We start from the raw sequence: 17,152 nt of genomic DNA, 5'->3' as shown, positions 1-17,152 counted from the left end.
AGAGGAGTGTTTTGGGCTCCTTTTCAAGGAGCACCAGTGGGCTACATTCCGGCAAGCGCCTACAGACTCACAAGCTGGTCCCCAGTACCAACTTCCCGGACACCCGAAGTACGACGTCCGTCTAGTAAGGCAGGTACCAACACAGGATGTCGAGGCGCGCTGCCACAGCGTTATGGCATAGTTCTCACTTCGAAACTTTCGCACGCGATACGACTCATGAGACTTTCCCTACCACGTACATCGCGATTGACGCGGAGCGATTCGTGCACAAAATTCGACGCGTCGATGCACTAGTGCCATTCCGTACAGCCTAGATACTCTTTAAGATGACTCACAGTATCACCATGTAGAGGACGAGGAGGGTTGAAATGCCACTAAGCATCCCCATTAACTGCTACACGCGCTTTTCAGAGCACGTCGGAATCATCGCGTCAGTAAGCAATCCGGTCCGCTGGGCGGTGGTTCGAACCCTGTCCGTGCACGGCGCGCAGCCACAGGAAAAGATCGCCGCCTACCTCCAGGTCAGCCCCTCGACTCTCAGCCGACACTTGCACATCTTGTCCAATTGCCACTTGATCGAATTGCGGAGAGTGGGAAAGGGGAACATCGTTTCCCTCAGGCCTACCGCCCACCGCATCCTCGATGCGGCGCTGCCGATTATTCCCCCGCGACCTGCGCCAGCGTCCGACCGGGAATAAGTTCCCCGCCAATGGTGATGCTTACGGGGGAGAGGCGATTGTTTGGGGTACCGAATCGGCCAATGATGTCAATTATCTGGGATAGCGCTGTCTCCGCAACTCGCTCGACCGGCCAGCGATAGGTGGTAAGCCCCATGACCTCGGAGCCTGGAAGGAGACCATCACAGCCAGTAACACTTACGTCTCCGGGCACGGAGAGCCCGCTTTTTTCGAACAGCTCAATAAATCCCACCTGCCGCCGATCCGACGGGCACATAACCACGCTCACAGCGCCGCTTTGGACGAGAGGGAGGATGTAGTCTGCACCGGCATCGTTTCGGACGTCGACAATAAACGGCTCGAGCCCTGCCTCACGGATCGTGCCGATGGCAGAGGTGGCATTGGTCCATTCAGGTAGTGAAATATCAGAACACGTCCTCACAACCGCGATACGGGTGTGCCCCGCTTCCAAGACGAGCCGGGCCAGCTCCGCTCCTGCCGCCGCGGAGTCATAGGAGACCGCATGGACGAGCCTATCGGGTTCCGGGGTACAGATGCGTAGAATGGGCACCCGCAGCATAAACGGCTCGAGCGCGCTGCTCGGGAGGTCCCCCGTGGCGACGATAAGCCCCGCGACCTTCATCCCCAACAGCTGGTGCAACAGCTCGACCTGGTAGTCGTCTTGTTTGCCGGTGTTCACCGTCATCGTCGCCAGCTCCCAGCCGCGCTTCTGGGCAACGTGATGCAGCGAGCTAAATAATGCGCCGTAGGCTGGATTATCCGCATCGCGTAGGAGTAGTCCGATGGTACGGTCGTCCTTCTGCCCTCGACGGTGTCCGAACGGGTTGGGCACGTAGCCGATATCTTCTGCAACTGCGAGCACTTTGCGCCGCGTCGCTTGAGAGACTTTCTTTTGCCCAAGAAATACCCGGGATACGGAGCTCAGCGACACCCCGGCGGCCTTCGCCACGTCAGACATCGTGGGCTTCTGGGGCTGTGGCTGTGCACCCCGCTCCCCCTCGGAACCTGTTCCCCTATCGCCCACCGGACAACCCTTCTACCCCATGAGATCGCGGCCGATCATTTACCAACAACACCCCTAGGCTACCCCACCGGTCGCCATCTCCCGTTCCCTCGCCCTCTCCAGGTGCGCTTAACAGCACATTGCGACCCGACAGGCCACGCCCTCTACCCCCATCATCTACCCCCGCACGGTTGTGATTGCCGACACATTGCCAGCATTGCATAAGCCGAAAGGGAGAATTTTCCCACGCTAATGGGATATTGAACGGGCTCAAGGTTAACTTTCCCGCTTTGGCGAGGGGCGATTTACCAAAACGTCAGGTGCGTCAACTGGAGTTAACTTACTAATCCAGCACCGCACCCCATAACCACAGGTGGCGGGGTAGGGACGTCGATAAGCGCGTGTCTTAACTGCACAAACGCACTGCGCTCCGCCAATTTCCCTCATGTTTACCCTACCGCAATCGTCGCGTCATACCAGCCTGACATCGTTGCATGCGCTTGAAAAATCGAGCACACCGGTCTTTCCTGTTTCCAAACCGATGTCTTAGAAAGGCTGACTACATGTCTGAAATCCTCTTCGATGCTGCCACGCTGCAGTATCCCGGCAATCCACGGCCGACCATCAATAATCTCGACCTGAAGGTCAATGATGGCGAGCTCATCGCGGTTGTCGGTCCGTCGGGATCCGGCAAGTCGACAACCCTGCGCATGGTCGCAGGCCTTGAAGCACTCACCTCGGGCGAGATCTACATTGGCGGAACCCCTGCTTCTTCCCTCCCGCCGTCGAAGCGCGACGTCGCCATGGTTTTCCAGTCCTATGCCCTCTACCCACACATGACCGTGGCGGACAACATGGCGTTCGCGCTGAAGATGCAGAAGGTGCCCAAGGAAGAACGCGACGCTCGTGTCAAGGAGGCCTCCCGACTCCTCGAGCTCGACCAGTACCTCGACCGCCTGCCCAAGGCGCTCTCGGGTGGCCAGCGCCAGCGCGTAGCCATGGGCCGCGCCATCGTGCGCAAGCCGAAGGTCTTCCTCATGGACGAACCGCTGTCTAACCTGGACGCGAAGCTGCGCGTGAGCACCCGCACCCAAATCAGCCAGCTGCAGCGCGACCTGGGAACGACGATGCTCTACGTCACCCACGACCAGGTTGAGGCCATGACCATGGCAGACCGGATCGCTGTGCTCGAAGGCGGCAACATGCAACAGGTCGGATCTCCTGAGGAGCTCTACCTTCACCCCGCTAACGTCTTTGTCGCCACCTTCATCGGTTCCCCGTCGATGAACCTGCTCAACGCCACCATCGACAACAACTCCTTCCTCGTTGGCAGCCAGCGCCTGGCCATGCCGGCGCTGGAGAAGCAGCCGTCGTCCTCCTCCGTCATTGTGGGCATCCGCCCCGAGGACGTCGAGCTGGCATCCCAGGCCGATGCGGACATCCTCGGCGAGGTCCGCTTCGTGGAGAACTTCGGTTCCGATAAGTTCGTCCACGTTTTCGTCGATAGCTTCGGCACCGACAAGACCTTCCTCGCCCGCATCCCGAACACCGAGCGTTTCGACGTCGGATCCCCCATCGCGCTGCGCGTCAACTACGACAAGCTTCACGTCTTTGACGGGCAGACCGAGGAGCGCCTGGTGCGATGACGACTGCAATTAGCACCGCCACAAAGGCGGAAGAGACAAAGCCGAAGAAACCCCAAACCGAGGGAATTGACTGGCTGTCCTGGGCATTCCTTCTGCCCACCATCGTCCTGTTCCTCGTCTTCGAGTTCTACCCCTTCTTCCGCGCGCTCTACCTTTCCTTCGCCTCGACCGACCTCTTCGGCCGGCCGAAGGGATTCGCCGGGTTAGACAACTACCTCGAGATGATCTCGGACCCGACGTTCCTGTCCACACTGTCGCGCACGCTGATCTTCACCATCATCACCGTGCTGCTCAAGCTCCTCTTTGGCCTGAGCATCGCGCTGCCGCTGAGCTACCGCCTGCGCGGCACGTTCTGGATGCGCTCGCTCGTGCTTGTGCCCATGGCCGTCTCCACAGCGATCGGCACCCTGGTCTTCCGCAACATGTTCGCCCCGACCGTCGGTCTGTTCGACCAAATCTTCTCCTCCCTCGGCCTGCCCCAGGTGGGCTGGCTCACCAGCCCGAACGTGGCGCTGTTCTCGGCGATCATCGTCGACCTTTGGATCGGCATTTCCTTTGTCATCCTGCTACTAGTGGTGGCCATCGATAACATCTCCACCGAGGTCGTTGAGGCCGCGAACCTCGACGGCGCGACTGGCTTTCGCTACATCCGGCACATCATCGTCCCCGGTATTGCCCCGATGCTCATGGTCCTGGTGGTCACGCAGTCCATCGCCGCGATGAAGGAGTTCACGATCTTCAACGTGCTGACTGGCGGCGGCCCGGGCAATTCGACGCGCACCCTCGTGCTGGATATCTACGACAAGGCATTCGGCGGCGGTACGGCAGACTTCGCTGGCGCCTCGGCGCGCGGCATGGTGCTCTTCATCCTGGTGCTCGTGCTCACCCTTGTGCAGTTCCGTCTCTCCAACAGGAACAAATAGGAAGGCATAGACCATGAATTCTCAACTTCGTTCCCCGTTGACGACCGCGTTGCTGTGGATCTGGCTTCTCATCGCCAGCTTCTTCATCATCTTCCCGGTCTTCTACGCCCTGATCGGTTCCTTCCGCTCCACCGCGGACATCCAGGCCGGCGTTCAGTCCCTGCTCTTTGGCGACTTCGTGGCCGATAACTACCCCCGCGCGTGGCGGCAGTCGCAGGTGGGACAGCAGCTGATCAACTCGTTTATTGTGACGATCTTCCAGACGGCTGGCCAGTTCCTTACCGCTCTTTTCGCGGCCTTCGCCCTCGCGTTCGGCCGCATCCCTGCGCCGGGGAAGGTCCTCGTCTTCTTCATCTTGCCGATGATGATCCCGCACGAGCTCTCCGTCATCGGTAACTACCTCACCGTGCGCGAGATGGGCCTCTACGACACCGTCATCGCGGTGTTTTTGCCCTACATCGCCTCCTCGTTCACGATCTTCCTGTTCTACCAGGCGTTCAAGGGTTTCCCGAAGGAAATCTACGAAGCCACCCGCCTCGAAGGCGTCGGTCGGCTTCGGTTCCTGTTCACATTCATCGTCCCGCTGAACCGCTCGGTGTGCATGACCGCCATCGTCACCAGCGCAATCGGTGCGTGGAATGGTTACATGTGGCCGCTGCTGATCACGCAGTCGCCGTCGTCACGCACGATCCAGCCAGGCATCAAGGCCCTGGCTGACGAAACCGCGATTGATACAGGCCTGGTTCTCGCCGGCCTGCTCATCGCCGCACTTCCCACTATCATCCTGGTCGTGAGTGGTCAGAAATACCTGACCCGCGGCCTTACCGAAGGAGCTGTCAAGTAATGAAAAAGTTCACCCGCACCGTCTCTGTCCTCGCGCTCACCGCGCTGACCACCACCACCCTGGCCGCCTGTGGCGGCGGCGGGGAGACCACGAAGAATGCCGAAGGCGAAGTGGTCGTTGACTTCTGGCACTCATCCTCCGGCGCTTCCGGGGAGACACTGGACAAGCTCGTGCAGAAGTTCAACGAGGAGCACAATGGCAACATCGAGGTGAAGGCCTCTTACCAGGGTTCCTACGAGGACTCAATTTCTAAGTTCATCGCCTCGGTCCAGACCGGAGATCTCCCCACTCTGCTGCAGGCCAGTGACGTCCAGACCCGCTACATGCGCGACTCGGGCCTCGTCCGCTCTGCTTCCGAGCTGGCCAAGAATGACGACTCGTACAACTTCGAAAGCCTCGTTCCTGGTGTAGCGAACTACTACACCATGGAAGATGAGATCTTCTCCATGCCGGCGATGGTTTCCCAGCCCGCGATCTTTGTCAACAACGACCTGCTCAAGCAGGCCGGCGTTGATCCGAACTCCATCGGCACCACCGAGGGTCTGCTCAACGCCATCGAACAGGTTCACGCCAAGACCGGCAAGCCCGGCATCACGTTCCAGCACTCCGCGTGGTACATGGAGCAGCTGGCGGGATCCCTGGGCAAGGAATTTTGTGCCCCCGGCAACGGTGTAGGAAAGGAACAGGCCACTGAATTTAACCTGACCGAACCTGATCTTGTTGCTGTCTGGGAGCGCATCTCCGAGCTCTATAAGTCCGGCGCCATCCACAACCCGGGCACCGATGGCTCCGCCGCCACTGGTGCTTTCCTCGCTGGCGAGGTTGCCCTTCAGATGAACTCCTCCTCGAACTATGGAAACATTCAAAAAGGCAACGTCGGGTTCGATTGGTCCATCCATCGTATGCCGCGCGACACCGCCGAGTCCGGTGCTGCCCCTGGAGGTAACTCCCTGTGGGCGATCCAAGAGGGCAACTCCGACGAGGAAGTCGAAGCCGCGTGGGAGTTCATGAAGTTCATCGGCTCTGATGAGTCCCAGAAGCAGATCTTCGAGGAGACCGGGTACCTGCCTACAACGTCCACCGCTACGGAGCAGCTATCCAACCTCACCCCGCAGCACAAGTCGCTGCTGGATCAGCTTGCCACTACCCCGATGAACACCGTGAGCGCCGGCTGCCACACTGGTGCTCTCAACGACGCCCGCAAGAGCTACGCCGAGGCGATGTCCACCATTGCCAACGGGTCGGACGCCAAGACGGCCCTTGAGACCGCGAAGCAAGGCGCCGATTCTGCCATTGCCAACTACAACGCTCGAGCTGGTAAGTAGTGGCAAAGCTCGTTGACGCCCCCGATACTTTCGAGAAGTTCCGCGCAGACGGCGTGGCAAAGGTCTACCCCGGAGCGACCTTTGTTGCCGCCGTGCGGGAGGGCTCCGCGCTTCAAAGAATCGGAGAAAGGATCCAAAACGACGTCCGTTCGCGCGGGTGGGATACCGACTTCGCCTTTACTGTGCCGTCAAGCTTCCACATGACGGTGCTCGAAGGGCCCAAGTTCAACGGCCCCCTCCCGGCATGGCTCGAGGACGCCCACGACTTCCCAGAAGCCGTCGTACGCATGCGCCAGCGCCTCGCGGAGGCCCACATCGCGGCGCCGACGCGGTTGGAGATGAAGACAACCGGTGTGTTCAATCTCCACGAGCGGCTGACGTTTAAGCTCGTACCGGCAGACGAGGAGGTTAAAGCCGATCTCGACAGATTCCGGAAGCAAGCCGGGGCGGTCCTCGAGTTCCCAGTGAGGGAGCTCAGTGAGTACCACTTCCACTCCACTTTGGGCTACCGGCTTACCGTGGCCGACCCGGACGATCCTGCCCTCCTCGAGGCGAAGGCCCTCTATGACTCATGGGCCTCCGAGGTAACCTCGGTCGACCTCGAGCGCGTCGGGTTCTGCATTTTCAACGACATGCAGTCCTTCCCGCCGCTGCTCTACTTCGACCCGGCCTAACCCGCCGCGGCTACAGAAAAAGTGCCCCAGCGCCCGATCGGGTGCTGGGGCACTTCCTATTTAGCGGAAGGCTTCAGGCCTAGCACTTCGCGTGCCTCCTCGGCTCCCTCCCACAGGTGTGCATCCCACCCAAACTCGAGTGCGCCATCGATGTTGACCTGGCGGTCATCGAAGAAGAAGGTGGTCTCGCGCTCGTATTCGGGGTAGCGCTCCTTGAGCTGCCCCTCGGCGATCTCGAAGATGCGCTGAGCCGGCTTGGCCACGCCGACCTCGGCGGAGAAAATTTTCACCTCGATCTGGCTGCCCCAGTCGGATTCGCGCACCGCCTTGATCATCGAGGTCGGCGCGTTACTGAGCAGGCCAATATGATGGCCCCCTGCGCGGAGGTCGAATAGAAGCTCCTCCGTCTCCGGAACGAGCACGGAGTTGCGTGCCCCATCAAGGGCTCCGAGCCCCTCAAAGTCGACACCGTCGTAGGCGGTTTCATCCAGCCCTGCGTCCCGGAGCACCTTGGGCCAGTATTCATCCTCCGGCAGGCCGAGATCGTAGTCATCCCGGTGGGCCCAGTAGCCGCGCAAGAGGTCATCAACCGTAACTGTCACCCCGCTGTCGGTGAGATACGTTAGAAGGCGAGGGATGCGGTCTCCCTCGGGGACAAGAACTTGACCGATGTCGAAAACGACGATGGACATGCGCATTCCTTTTCTTCGGGGATCATCTAGGCAGTCCCCGTCATGGTATGTTCCTCCCGCCCGGGCTGGGGTGCGCGAAACGAAATGTTCGCAATGCTTTCACTTTGGTGCCTATCCACGCGTTCACCTCCCGTCCACCTCTCCCCAACAACATAATTTTATTCACCTAAACGCCCACTTCAACGGGGTTATCAGACAGCTTGGTCCGGGCGGTTGTCGGAGGGAGGATACATTGGCCCCATGACGAAATACGACAACTCCGATACCCAACAGTGGGCTTTTGAGACCCGCTCGATCCATGCCGGGCAGCACCTCGACTCCGATTTCAAGGCGCGCAACCAGCCGCTCTACCTGACCACATCCTATGTGTTCAACGACGCCGCGCACGCGGAGGCGAGGTTTAACTTGTCCGATCCGGGCCCGATTTACACCCGCCTGACCAACCCGACCCAGCAGGCGCTTGAGGACCGCCTCGCGAGCCTCGAGGGCGGGGTGGCAGCAGTGGCGTTTGCCTCCGGCATGGCCGCCGAGACCGCCGCCATTACCAACCTCGCCTCCGCGGGTGACCACATCGTGACATCACCTCGCCTCTACGGCGGCACGGAGACGCTCTTCGAGGTCACGCTGCCGCGCCTCGGCATTGAGTTCACTTTCGTGGACAACCCCGACGACCCGGAGTCCTGGGCAGACGCCGTGCGCCCCAACACGAAGGCGTTCTACGGCGAGACCTTCGGCAACCCGATCGCCGACGTGCTTGACATCCCCGCCGTGGCCGAGGTCGCCCACGCCCACCAGGTTCCGCTCATTGTGGACAACACGATGGCCACTGCCGCGATCGCCCGCCCGCTTGAGCTCGGCGCCGACATTGTCGTGGTCTCCACCACGAAGTTCTACACCGGCAACGGCGCTGCCATCGGCGGCGCGATTATCGACGCCGGCCGCTTCGACTGGACGGTAGAACGCGACGGCGAGCCGGTCTTTCCCTACTTCGTCACCCCCGACCCCGCCTACCACGGCCTGAAGTACGCCGACCTGGGCGAGGCGGCCTTCGCGCTGAAGGCCCGCGCGGGTGTTTTGCGGGATACGGGCGCGGCGATCTCGCCTTTCAATGCGTGGGTGGCGCTGCAGGGGCTGGATACGCTGAGCCTGCGCGTCGAGAAGCACAATGCGAACGCGCTGGAGGTGGCACAGTTCCTCGCCGCCAACGACAAGGTCGCGAGCGTGAACTACCCCGGGCTGGAGTCAAGCCCCTACTACGCCGTGAAGGAAAAGCTCGGCCTGAACTACACCGGCTCGGTGCTCTCCTTCGATGTCGCCGGGGATCCGCACGACCGGACCGCGGCGTGGGCGTTCATTGACGCGCTGAAGCTGCACTCGAACCTGGCCAATATTGGCGATGTCCGCTCGCTCGTCGTCCACCCGGCGTCCACGACGCACTCGCAGTCGAGCGAGGCGGGCCTCGCCCGCGCCGGCATCACGCAGGCGACAGTGCGCCTGAGCGTGGGCATCGAGAACGTCAACGACATCATCGCCGACCTCGAGCGCGGCTTCGCGGCGGTGTAGCGATACCCTTGAGTGCTATGACCTCCCCGACGCTCATCTCCGACGGCGCGCTGCACACCGTGCGCATCGGAGACCTCTCCACGGAGGCCGGCGCCGTCATCTCGGGCGCCGAGATCGCCTACCAGGCCTGGGGCGAGTTTCGTGGCGACGCCTCCGGGGCCAACAACATCCTCCTTGTCGAGCACGCCCTAACAGGCGACTCGAACGCCGCCGAGTGGTGGTGCGAGGTCATCGGCCCCGGCAAGGCGCTGAACACCGACACCTGGTGCGTGGTGTGCACAAACGCCCTGGGCAGCTGCTACGGCTCGACGGGCCCCGCCAGCCCGCACCCCGACGGGGGCCGCTGGGGCTCGCGCTTCCCCGCCATCTCCATCCGCGACCAGGTCACGGCGGAAAAGCGGTTTGTAGACGCCCTGGGCATCGGGCGAGTACACGCTATCCTCGGCGGCTCGATGGGCGGGGCGCGCACGCTCGAGTGGACGATCATGTACCCAGAGATGGTGGACTACGCCTGCGTGCTGGCGGTCTCGGCGCGCTCGAGCGCCTGGCAGATCGGGATCCAGACCGCCCAGCTCTCCGCCATCACCCGCGACCCCGACTGGCACGGCGGCGACTACTACGACGCGCCCCACGGCCCCGACGCGGGGCTCGCGGCCGCACGCCGCATCGCGCACCTGACCTACCGCGGGGAGCTGGAGATCGACGAACGTTTCGGTACTTCCGCCCAGGCCGGGGAGAACCCGCTTGGCCCCTACCGCCGCGACGACCAGCGGTTTGCGGTGCAGAGCTACCTCGACCACCAAGGGGTCAAGCTCGTCGAGCGTTTCGACGCCGGCAGCTACGTCACACTGACCGAAACGCTCAACCGCCACGACGTCGGCCGCGGCCGCGGGGGCTTAAACAAGGCGCTGGCCAGCTCGAAGATCCCCACGATGATCGTCGGCGTCGACACCGACATCCTCTACCCCTACCACCAGCAAGAACACCTCTCGCGCAACCTGGGCAACCTCATGGCCATGTCGAAGCTGTCTAGCCCCGTCGGCCACGACGCCTTCTTAGTCGAAGGCCGCCAAATGGACCTCATCCTGCGCCGCTTTATCGCCCTGATGGAGCAAACGCCGTCCCCGCACGACTTCGCCTCGCACCGCGGAGCCTACGACATCTAGGGCGCGCACCCGGAAAAAGGGGCAACCGCAGTCCCGAACCTCCGCCCCGGTTGCCCCGGCGTGCAAAAGCAGGGCCCGCCCCTGGCTGACCCAGCCGATGAAGCGGGCGTCCCCGGACGCTTGCCATGCTATTTTCGCCAAACGCTTGGTAACTATATGTATAGTTTTGAGACAAGGGTAGTTTCAAACCCCTCCCAGCCAACTACAAGCCTGGCTCTCGGAGGCCCCCTTGAAAGTCACACGGTTATTGCCTGCAGTTCTCGCGGCAACAATTTGCCTCACGCCCCCGCCCAATGCCATCGCATCTACCCCAACGGTTCAACACACCATTCTCACCGTTGATAAATTCGGTAATCCAACATCTGGGTTCGTGCATTTCGAGCTGGATGCCACGCCGTCGACAACACCCTATTTTTCAGTGCGTGGACTGCCATGCACGAAGAATGAATCCGTCGGGGGAGGTGATTGGAGTTACGGCTGGCGTCTCATTAACGGGCCCACAAAGGAGTGCTTCTCAAACTACATGCACCGTTCGAAGTCGCACACCGCGACTGCCTCGATGGGCGGTGACTCTCGTAGCGCCACAGCCCGCTCTGGAAACTGGGCAAATGCCTCTGTGAGGGCAGGCTACGGATCCGGTACCTGCTTCACATACTGGTCAACCCAGTAGAGACTCGGAGAAGTACGCGAATCACCCTACGGCCCCGCGTACTTTTCCGCCTCAGGTGCCAATTCGCATTCCAGAAGGTCGGCTATGTCGAGAAGAGCCCCCCTTTCCTCGATAAAAAAGCGGGTACCCATAAATTCCCACCCCGGCACATCCTCTGTCTCAAGAGCATCAATCTGCGAGAGAAATGCGGCAATCGCACGCAATTGGCACGCAGCGTCACGAGCTCGCGGTCCGATCGCGTTAAGGGCTATTTTTTCGTTCATGCCGGCAAAATATCACGGCGGGAATTACCGGTCAATAGCGGTAATTTGATGCAGCTCCCTAGGTAGATTGGCACTTCTGCAGCAGCGCGAAGCGGAAAGCGCTCACTTCCGCAGCAATCAAGTGCGCCCTTTGAGAATCATCCCATACACTTTAGGATCCGTGCGTTACAAACGGTCATTGCGGCCGCTCTGAAAAGTAATTCGATTTCGCTGACAACTCGGGAGATACTGGTAAGAACAGCACAACAACTCCAGTTAAAGGTTGCCCAGGCCGGCGAGGACCCCTTCGGCCCCTACCGCCGCGACGACCAACGCTTCGCGGTGCACAGCTACCTCGATCACCAAGGCGTCAAGCTCGTCGAGCGTTTCGACGCCGGCAGCTACGTCACGCTCACCGAAATGCTCAACCGCCACGACGTCGGCCGCGGAGCCTACGACATCTAGGGCGACACCGCGGCAGGCGGCTCGCACACGCCGGCGTCGAAGTGATTGCGGCCGATCCAGCTCTGAGCAACCGTCATGCGCGCCACCTGCCCCGGTGCGACGCATTCGCTTCGCGACGTCCCGTGCCCCTGCACCTCGGCAAAGTGCCACTGCGTCGGATGCTCGTAGCTGCTCCACGCTCGACCGCCATTTGCGCCGGTGTCCCACGCTCCTCCGTCGTGGTCCACAGTGCTGGCGGGTGTGTTTCCAATAAGGTGCGCGAACAACAGCGCGAAGACCACAAGCACCGCCGCAAGCAGCACGCTGGCCGACGTCAAGACAATCCGTTTGGTGTTCATTAATTCTCCTCCATTGCTATGCGGAATTCCCGGTCGCAGTGGTCGACGACCCAGGGGTCGTGGCTGACCACAACTACAGCCGCGCCCGCCTCGGCGCGTAGCCGCATCAACCTGAGCGTCATCTCGCCATTTTCGCGGTCAAGCGAAGCGGTCGGCTCATCGGCGAGAATGATTCGAGGGTTGCGGACGATCAAGCGAGCGAGCGCAACGCGCTGTTGCTCCCCTCCGCTGAGCTCGTACACCTTCGACTTCTCAATGTTTCTCCTCTTTTCGCTCAGGCCGACCACATCGAGGGCCGCGCGGATTTTTTCCACGGCGTCGCGCCTCGAGGTACCCGGCGGAAGCGCCAACCGGACGTTATCGATGACCGAGTCGGCCTCGACAAGGGCAAAGTCCTGGAACAAATAGCCGAGCTCTTGACGACGAAACCGCCGCGCGACGCTTTCCTTGGGCGCGCTGAGATCACGATTGAGGATGCTCAGCCGGCCTGCGGTAAATCGATCAATCAGGCCGATACAGTTCAGAAGCGTCGTCTTGCCCGCCCCCGAAGGGCCGGTGATGGCGACCATTTCCGCGGGCTCAACCTCGAGGTTGAGCCCGCGCCACAGTGTGCGAGACCCAATTGTGTAGCAGGCGTCGGTGACGTTGATAAGCGGAGCCCCAGTCATCGCGCTGCCCTCCTTCCTACGACAAGGACCACTACCAGCGCCGCTCCCGAAACAAGTACGGGGACGAATGCAGAGCTAAGGGCTGCGGGGAGCCGAACGCTGAATTGGGCAATCATCGACGGTGTGGCCGCACCCGGGGGCAGCGCATCCAGGGACCTGATGTAGCTGGATCGCTGCCATAAGTACCAGAGCACTGCGGCAAACGACACCGCGTCGATGGCGATTGCTCTACGGTAGACATTCAATGGGCTGCGGCCGAGGATCCTCAACGCGCGTAAGTTTTGGCTCCACAATCTGCAGTAGAAGACTCCCCCTGCTGCTCCAATGCCGGCCGCGAACAACACAGAAATGACCGCGCCGCCCACATAGACGATCATCTCTCTGCCGATGGTTCGGTGCGCATGCGCCCAAGCGGTGTCGAATGGCTCCAAACGGGCCACGAAATTCGCGATGTCCGGGTCGCTGAGATCAATATTTCCCCCCACAAAACCAATGTGCGACTGCGACAGCTTTGCGACGACATGTCGATCGCTCAGCGGCAAATCATCGGGAACGACGACTATAACGGGATCCATCTCGATCGACGGATCCATCCACCCCACTTCGCTGAAGGCCCACGTAAAGACGGGGTGGCCGGAGCCAGAAACCTGCCTCACCGCGCACTGGCTCGTTTCAAACTGTGCGCACACGCGCGAACGCGTGTCCTCGCTCAGCGCGCCACCGCCTGGAACGAAGATCGTGGGCACGGGCTGCGCGTCCGCGTGCAACTGGGCGAGTAGCGTCCCCTCAACTGAGCGCGTCAGTCCCTCGTTGTTGAAGATCATCATGGGGCTGTGTACCCCCAGCAGGGTATCCGGCGGAAGGTACTCCGCAAGGACGACGTTTCCCCTCGCAGATAGCTCCCGAACCCGCTGCGCGAGCCGCGCGGTCGAGTCTTGGACACCTTCCATGTTGCGCGCTCCGGACAACTCGGCCCGGTAGACCCCCGAGGTTCGTTCCCACTCCCCTTTGACTGCCTCTTGTGCCTTCCATTCCGGCACGATATTGAAGGCAGGAAGAACGAACGACGACACGGAAATGCACGTCAACGCGAACATCACGGCAACGACCACCATGCTTTCCCCAACGGGCAACTTGCCCTTGAGGCGCGCAGGGATGCTCAGCCGACGCACAACCCACAAACACGCCAGGAAGGCCGCACACATGACGATCGAAAACACCATCGACAACAGTGCCAGGTACCGGATGAGCATGACTGTCGAATGCGGCGAAGAAATGAGCACGACGAGCGCTATCATGATTATTTCGCCAAGGAGTACCGCGAACAGTGGGCGGAGAATGGATCTTTCCAGCTCTCTCCGCGCACTGTCCCAATACCCGTAGCCGTAGAGTTGCCAGGTGGCGTAGTCCTGCGACGACAGAAGAATGGCGATGACGACCAAGGCCATCGCCGCGAGGAGGAGCAGCCCGAAGAACTTTGCCAAGGGCGTCCCGGCGAGGAGATAGACAAACTCGTGGTTTTCCAGATTGGCTACGTCGTACCCGTGGGACTCGGCGGCTTCAACAAAGCGAGCGTGGAATTCTCTACCGCCCGAGAGCTGGTAGACTTGGCGCGGGTCTCCGAGCGGAACATCACCCAAGGAATGCATAATTCGCTGATTGGTAGGAGGCAGGCCACGATAGGTAGTACCGCCTGCTGTTCCCGCCGCATAAATATCTGTCGCGTCAGGTCGTGCGATCGCCACCGCTATGCGCTGCCCGTGATCTACCGCCAGCTGCTGTAAGTCGCTCAAAAGGCGCTCGTTGTCCTCCGCGCTCTTCACCGTCGTGATCTGGGTTGTGCGTCCCTGCTCGACAACATCGGCCCCCTGGATCAAGGCTGCCGCCCAATATGCCAGGACGAAGCACGCGCACCCGGCGATGGCAATAGCTGCCCCAAACAGCGATGTCGCCTGTACGCGTACTTTGTGCACTGCGTTCCTTAGCACCTGTCAGCAGAACCGATAGTAGGACCCATCAGACCAGATAGGGTTGGAGGGCGCCTGGGCACGCGCCCAGGTTCCCGCCGGCTGGCAACCTGAGTCAACATAGCGCAACCCCTGAACCGAGGCACCATGATTCACCGACGGGTGCCAGTAGTTTGACCACACTCGTCCACCGCTGCTCCCGTGATCCCAATCTCCACCGTCCTTTGGCTCCGCGACTGCCGCGGCCATCCCGGCCATGCTGAGGAGGATCGCCACACCGGCGGTGGCAATCCTGGGTCGAGTCTTCATCACACGTACCTTCCGTGAAAACGCTGTTCCAATAGTGGCTAGGTGTGCGGTTATTCACCCGAAACCTAGGGATACGGTAGCCCCTCACGGTGTCTTAGGGGAAGTGATTGTGGGTTAATTCTTTGGTGTCTACACTTAAGTACACTCTTGGCGGTGTGCCCGCGAGCGTGGACCCGGATTGCCGGGCGGGCGACACAGCGCGATGGGTAGCCCCGACGAACCATCCCGTAGCCAGCAGGAGGTTGTTTCTAGCTCCCCAGCGCATCCACCGACCATGCGAGCCACATCATGGCCCCGCCGAGGGCGGCGGTAAATAGGGCGTCGAAACGCTTAGAGCGCACCGCAACCAGGCCGATGACCTTCGAGTCACAGGTCAAGCGCATCAGCGAGAGCCAGGCCAGGCTCGCTCCGAGGGCAAAGGTGGCGCGGCGCCAGTGGTCGCTTAGCACGTAAGCCGTCGCCGCCAGAAGGCCCACGGCGAAGATCACGACCATCGACTGCTGCGCGCGCAGCGGCAGCGGCGAAGGCCGATTTCCCAAGTCGTGGGGGTTATCCAGCACGGTTAACCAGCAATGCGCTCGGCGCGCTCGACGATGTTGCGCACCAGGAAGGTACGCGTCATGGGGCCCACGCCGCCCGGGTTCGGGGAGACCCAACCGGCCTTCTCCCACACGTCGGGGTGGACATCCCCAACCGTCTTGCCGTCGACGCGTGAGACGCCGACGTCGAGCACCGCCGCGCCCTCCTTGACCATCTCAGGAGTGATCATGTGGGGCTTGCCGGCGGCGGCGATGATGACATCGGCCCGGCGCGTCTCCGCCGCCAAATCCTTCGTACCGGTATGGCAGAGCACCGCGGTGGCGTTGACGGACCGGGTGGTGAGCATGAGAGAGATCGGGCGGCCCACCGTCACGCCGCGCCCGATGACGCAGACGATGGCGCCGCCCAGGTCCACGCCGAAGCGCTCGAGCAGCTTGATGGAGCCGTTGGGTGTGCACGGCAGCGGGGCGGGTTCGTTTAACACCAGCTTGCCCAGGTTCACCGGGTGCAGGCCGTCGGCGTCCTTGTCGGGGTCGATGCGGCCGAGCACCCGGTTCTCGTCGAGGTGTTTCGGCAGCGGGAGTTGGACGATGTATCCGGTGACGGCGGGGTCGTTATTCAGGTCGTCGATAAGCGCATCGAGCTCGTCCTGCGTTGCGTCGCCAGGCAGCTCTTTCATGATGGAGGCGATGCCGAGCTCCGCGCAATCCTTGTGCTTCATGCGCACGTAGTTCTGGCTCGCCGGATCCTCGCCGACGAGCACGGTGGCCAGGCCGGGCGTGATCCCCCGCTCCTTCAGCGCGGCGACGCGCTTTTTCAAGTCCGCGAAGATCTCCTCGCGGTAGAGCTTTCCGTCCAATTTGATTGCACTCACATCCCCCATCCTAGACTTGTGCCCCGTGGCGCACCTGCACATTATCTTTGACAACCCGGTCATCCCCCCGAACACCGGCAACGCGATCCGGCTCAGCGCGGGCACTGGGGCGACCCTGCACCTCGTCGAGCCGCTCGGCTTCTCCCTTGATGAGAAGCACCTGCGCCGCGCGGGGCTGGACTACCACGACCTGGCAGAAGTAGTCATCCACTCGAACCTCAACGCCTGCTTCGCCGCGCTGCCGGGCTCGCGCGTTTTCGCCTTCACCACGAAGGCCACGTCCTTCTACCACGAGGTGTCCTACCGCGAGGGCGACGCCCTGCTGTTTGGTACAGAGCCGACGGGCCTGCCAGAGGCCCACGCGTTCCACCCGCGGGTGACCGACCGGCTGCGCATCCCCATGCTGCCAGGGCGGCGCTCGATGAACCTGGCCAACTCCGCCGCCGTGGCCACCTACGAGGCGTGGCGGCAGCTCGGATTCGTCGGCGGGATGTGAGGCGGGCCGCCACTGGCTAGGTTGTGCTCCATTGCGGGTGACTGCGCGG

The 17,152-nt window shown here is 61.7% G+C and carries 19 protein-coding genes and 1 pseudogene; 11 read left to right on the top strand and 9 right to left on the bottom strand.

Annotation, left to right across the window (positions count from 1 at the left end; all coding sequences use genetic code 11):
• The first annotated feature begins 368 nt into the window (after positions 1–368).
• Entirely contained in the window at positions 369–698 is a 330-nt protein-coding gene (locus C3E79_RS11795) for an ArsR/SmtB family transcription factor (RefSeq protein ID WP_108403468.1), read from the top strand.
• Here the strand turns inward: C3E79_RS11795 and C3E79_RS02380 are convergent.
• On the bottom strand, positions 658–1,647 hold the full coding sequence (locus C3E79_RS02380) for a LacI family DNA-binding transcriptional regulator (protein WP_159078260.1): 990 nt from the start codon (positions 1,645–1,647) through the stop codon (positions 658–660). The two genes, C3E79_RS11795 and C3E79_RS02380, sit on opposite strands and share 41 nt — an antisense overlap.
• A gap of 617 nt (positions 1,648–2,264) precedes the next feature.
• On the opposite strand from C3E79_RS02380, the gene C3E79_RS02375 reads away from it, so the two are divergent.
• The 5 genes from C3E79_RS02375 to C3E79_RS02355 are packed head-to-tail and all read left to right on the top strand — an operon-like array spanning position 2,265 to position 7,113.
• Complete coding sequence (locus C3E79_RS02375) at positions 2,265–3,347, top strand: ABC transporter ATP-binding protein (protein ID WP_108403466.1); 1,083 nt, start codon at positions 2,265–2,267, stop codon at positions 3,345–3,347.
• A complete protein-coding gene (locus C3E79_RS02370; protein WP_108403465.1) occupies positions 3,344–4,270 on the top strand; it encodes a carbohydrate ABC transporter permease in 927 nt (308 codons plus the stop codon). The genes C3E79_RS02375 and C3E79_RS02370 overlap by 4 nt, the downstream gene beginning before the upstream one ends.
• Positions 4,271–4,283: 13 nt before the next feature.
• Positions 4,284–5,114 (top strand): carbohydrate ABC transporter permease, encoded by an 831-nt coding sequence (locus tag C3E79_RS02365; protein WP_108403464.1) that lies wholly within the window; start codon positions 4,284–4,286, stop codon positions 5,112–5,114.
• A complete protein-coding gene (locus C3E79_RS02360; RefSeq protein WP_108403463.1) occupies positions 5,114–6,439 on the top strand; it encodes an ABC transporter substrate-binding protein in 1,326 nt (441 codons plus the stop codon). The genes C3E79_RS02365 and C3E79_RS02360 overlap by 1 nt, the downstream gene beginning before the upstream one ends.
• Positions 6,439–7,113 (top strand): DUF1868 domain-containing protein, encoded by a 675-nt coding sequence (locus C3E79_RS02355; protein WP_108403462.1) that lies wholly within the window; start codon positions 6,439–6,441, stop codon positions 7,111–7,113. Before C3E79_RS02360 ends, C3E79_RS02355 begins: the two co-directional genes overlap by 1 nt.
• A 56-nt stretch (positions 7,114–7,169) precedes the next feature.
• Here the strand turns inward: C3E79_RS02355 and C3E79_RS02350 are convergent, their stop codons facing one another.
• Entirely contained in the window at positions 7,170–7,805 is a 636-nt protein-coding gene (locus tag C3E79_RS02350) for an HAD family hydrolase (protein ID WP_108403461.1), read from the bottom strand.
• A 240-nt stretch (positions 7,806–8,045) separates the two neighbouring features.
• Between C3E79_RS02350 and C3E79_RS02345 the strand changes: the two genes are divergently transcribed.
• The 3 genes from C3E79_RS02345 to C3E79_RS11790 all read left to right on the top strand — a co-directional run bounded on the left by C3E79_RS02345 (position 8,046) and on the right by C3E79_RS11790 (position 11,204).
• A complete protein-coding gene (locus tag C3E79_RS02345; RefSeq protein WP_108403460.1) occupies positions 8,046–9,368 on the top strand; it encodes an O-acetylhomoserine/O-acetylserine sulfhydrylase in 1,323 nt (440 codons plus the stop codon).
• 17 nt (positions 9,369–9,385) lie between these two features.
• On the top strand, positions 9,386–10,534 hold the full coding sequence (gene metX / locus C3E79_RS02340; RefSeq protein WP_108403459.1) for a homoserine O-acetyltransferase MetX: 1,149 nt from the start codon (positions 9,386–9,388) through the stop codon (positions 10,532–10,534).
• Positions 10,535–10,904: 370 nt separating this feature from the next.
• Positions 10,905–11,204, top strand: coding sequence for a lactococcin 972 family bacteriocin (locus tag C3E79_RS11790; RefSeq protein ID WP_425266437.1), 300 nt, complete (start codon positions 10,905–10,907; stop codon positions 11,202–11,204).
• A gap of 26 nt (positions 11,205–11,230) precedes the next feature.
• On the opposite strand, the gene C3E79_RS02330 is transcribed toward C3E79_RS11790, so the two are convergent.
• On the bottom strand, positions 11,231–11,467 hold the full coding sequence (locus C3E79_RS02330; RefSeq protein ID WP_108403457.1) for a hypothetical protein: 237 nt from the start codon (positions 11,465–11,467) through the stop codon (positions 11,231–11,233).
• A gap of 264 nt (positions 11,468–11,731) precedes the next feature.
• Here C3E79_RS02330 and C3E79_RS02325 point away from each other — a divergent pair.
• Positions 11,732–11,896 (top strand): annotated as a pseudogene (locus C3E79_RS02325) (homoserine O-acetyltransferase MetX); the annotation flags it as partial.
• 11 nt (positions 11,897–11,907) lie between these two features.
• Here C3E79_RS02325 and C3E79_RS02320 read toward each other — a convergent pair.
• The 6 genes from C3E79_RS02320 to C3E79_RS02295 all read right to left on the bottom strand — a co-directional run bounded on the left by C3E79_RS02320 (position 11,908) and on the right by C3E79_RS02295 (position 16,607).
• Entirely contained in the window at positions 11,908–12,249 is a 342-nt protein-coding gene (locus tag C3E79_RS02320) for a lactococcin 972 family bacteriocin (protein WP_108403456.1), read from the bottom strand.
• Entirely contained in the window at positions 12,249–12,917 is a 669-nt protein-coding gene (locus C3E79_RS02315) for an ABC transporter ATP-binding protein (protein WP_108403455.1), read from the bottom strand. Before C3E79_RS02315 ends, C3E79_RS02320 begins: the two co-directional genes overlap by 1 nt.
• Positions 12,914–14,890, bottom strand: coding sequence for a hypothetical protein (locus C3E79_RS02310; protein WP_108403454.1), 1,977 nt, complete (start codon positions 14,888–14,890; stop codon positions 12,914–12,916). The genes C3E79_RS02315 and C3E79_RS02310 overlap by 4 nt, the downstream gene beginning before the upstream one ends.
• Positions 14,891–14,908: 18 nt before the next feature.
• On the bottom strand, positions 14,909–15,193 hold the full coding sequence (locus C3E79_RS11785; protein WP_108403453.1) for a lactococcin 972 family bacteriocin: 285 nt from the start codon (positions 15,191–15,193) through the stop codon (positions 14,909–14,911).
• 248 nt (positions 15,194–15,441) lie between these two features.
• Entirely contained in the window at positions 15,442–15,687 is a 246-nt protein-coding gene (locus tag C3E79_RS02300) for a DUF3017 domain-containing protein (protein ID WP_108405007.1), read from the bottom strand.
• A gap of 68 nt (positions 15,688–15,755) precedes the next feature.
• Complete coding sequence (locus C3E79_RS02295) at positions 15,756–16,607, bottom strand: bifunctional methylenetetrahydrofolate dehydrogenase/methenyltetrahydrofolate cyclohydrolase (protein ID WP_108405006.1); 852 nt, start codon at positions 16,605–16,607, stop codon at positions 15,756–15,758.
• A gap of 25 nt (positions 16,608–16,632) precedes the next feature.
• Here C3E79_RS02295 and C3E79_RS02290 point away from each other — a divergent pair, with 25 nt between their 5' ends.
• Complete coding sequence (locus C3E79_RS02290; protein WP_108403452.1) at positions 16,633–17,103, top strand: tRNA (cytidine(34)-2'-O)-methyltransferase; 471 nt, start codon at positions 16,633–16,635, stop codon at positions 17,101–17,103.
• Positions 17,104–17,152: the final 49 nt, after the last annotated feature.

The sequence above is a fragment of the Corynebacterium liangguodongii genome, from assembly GCF_003070865.1.
In the GTDB taxonomy this organism is placed as follows: domain Bacteria; phylum Actinomycetota; class Actinomycetes; order Mycobacteriales; family Mycobacteriaceae; genus Corynebacterium; species Corynebacterium liangguodongii.
The sequence above is the reverse complement of the archived record's forward strand: the minus strand, read 5'-3'. Positions and strand labels throughout refer to the sequence as shown.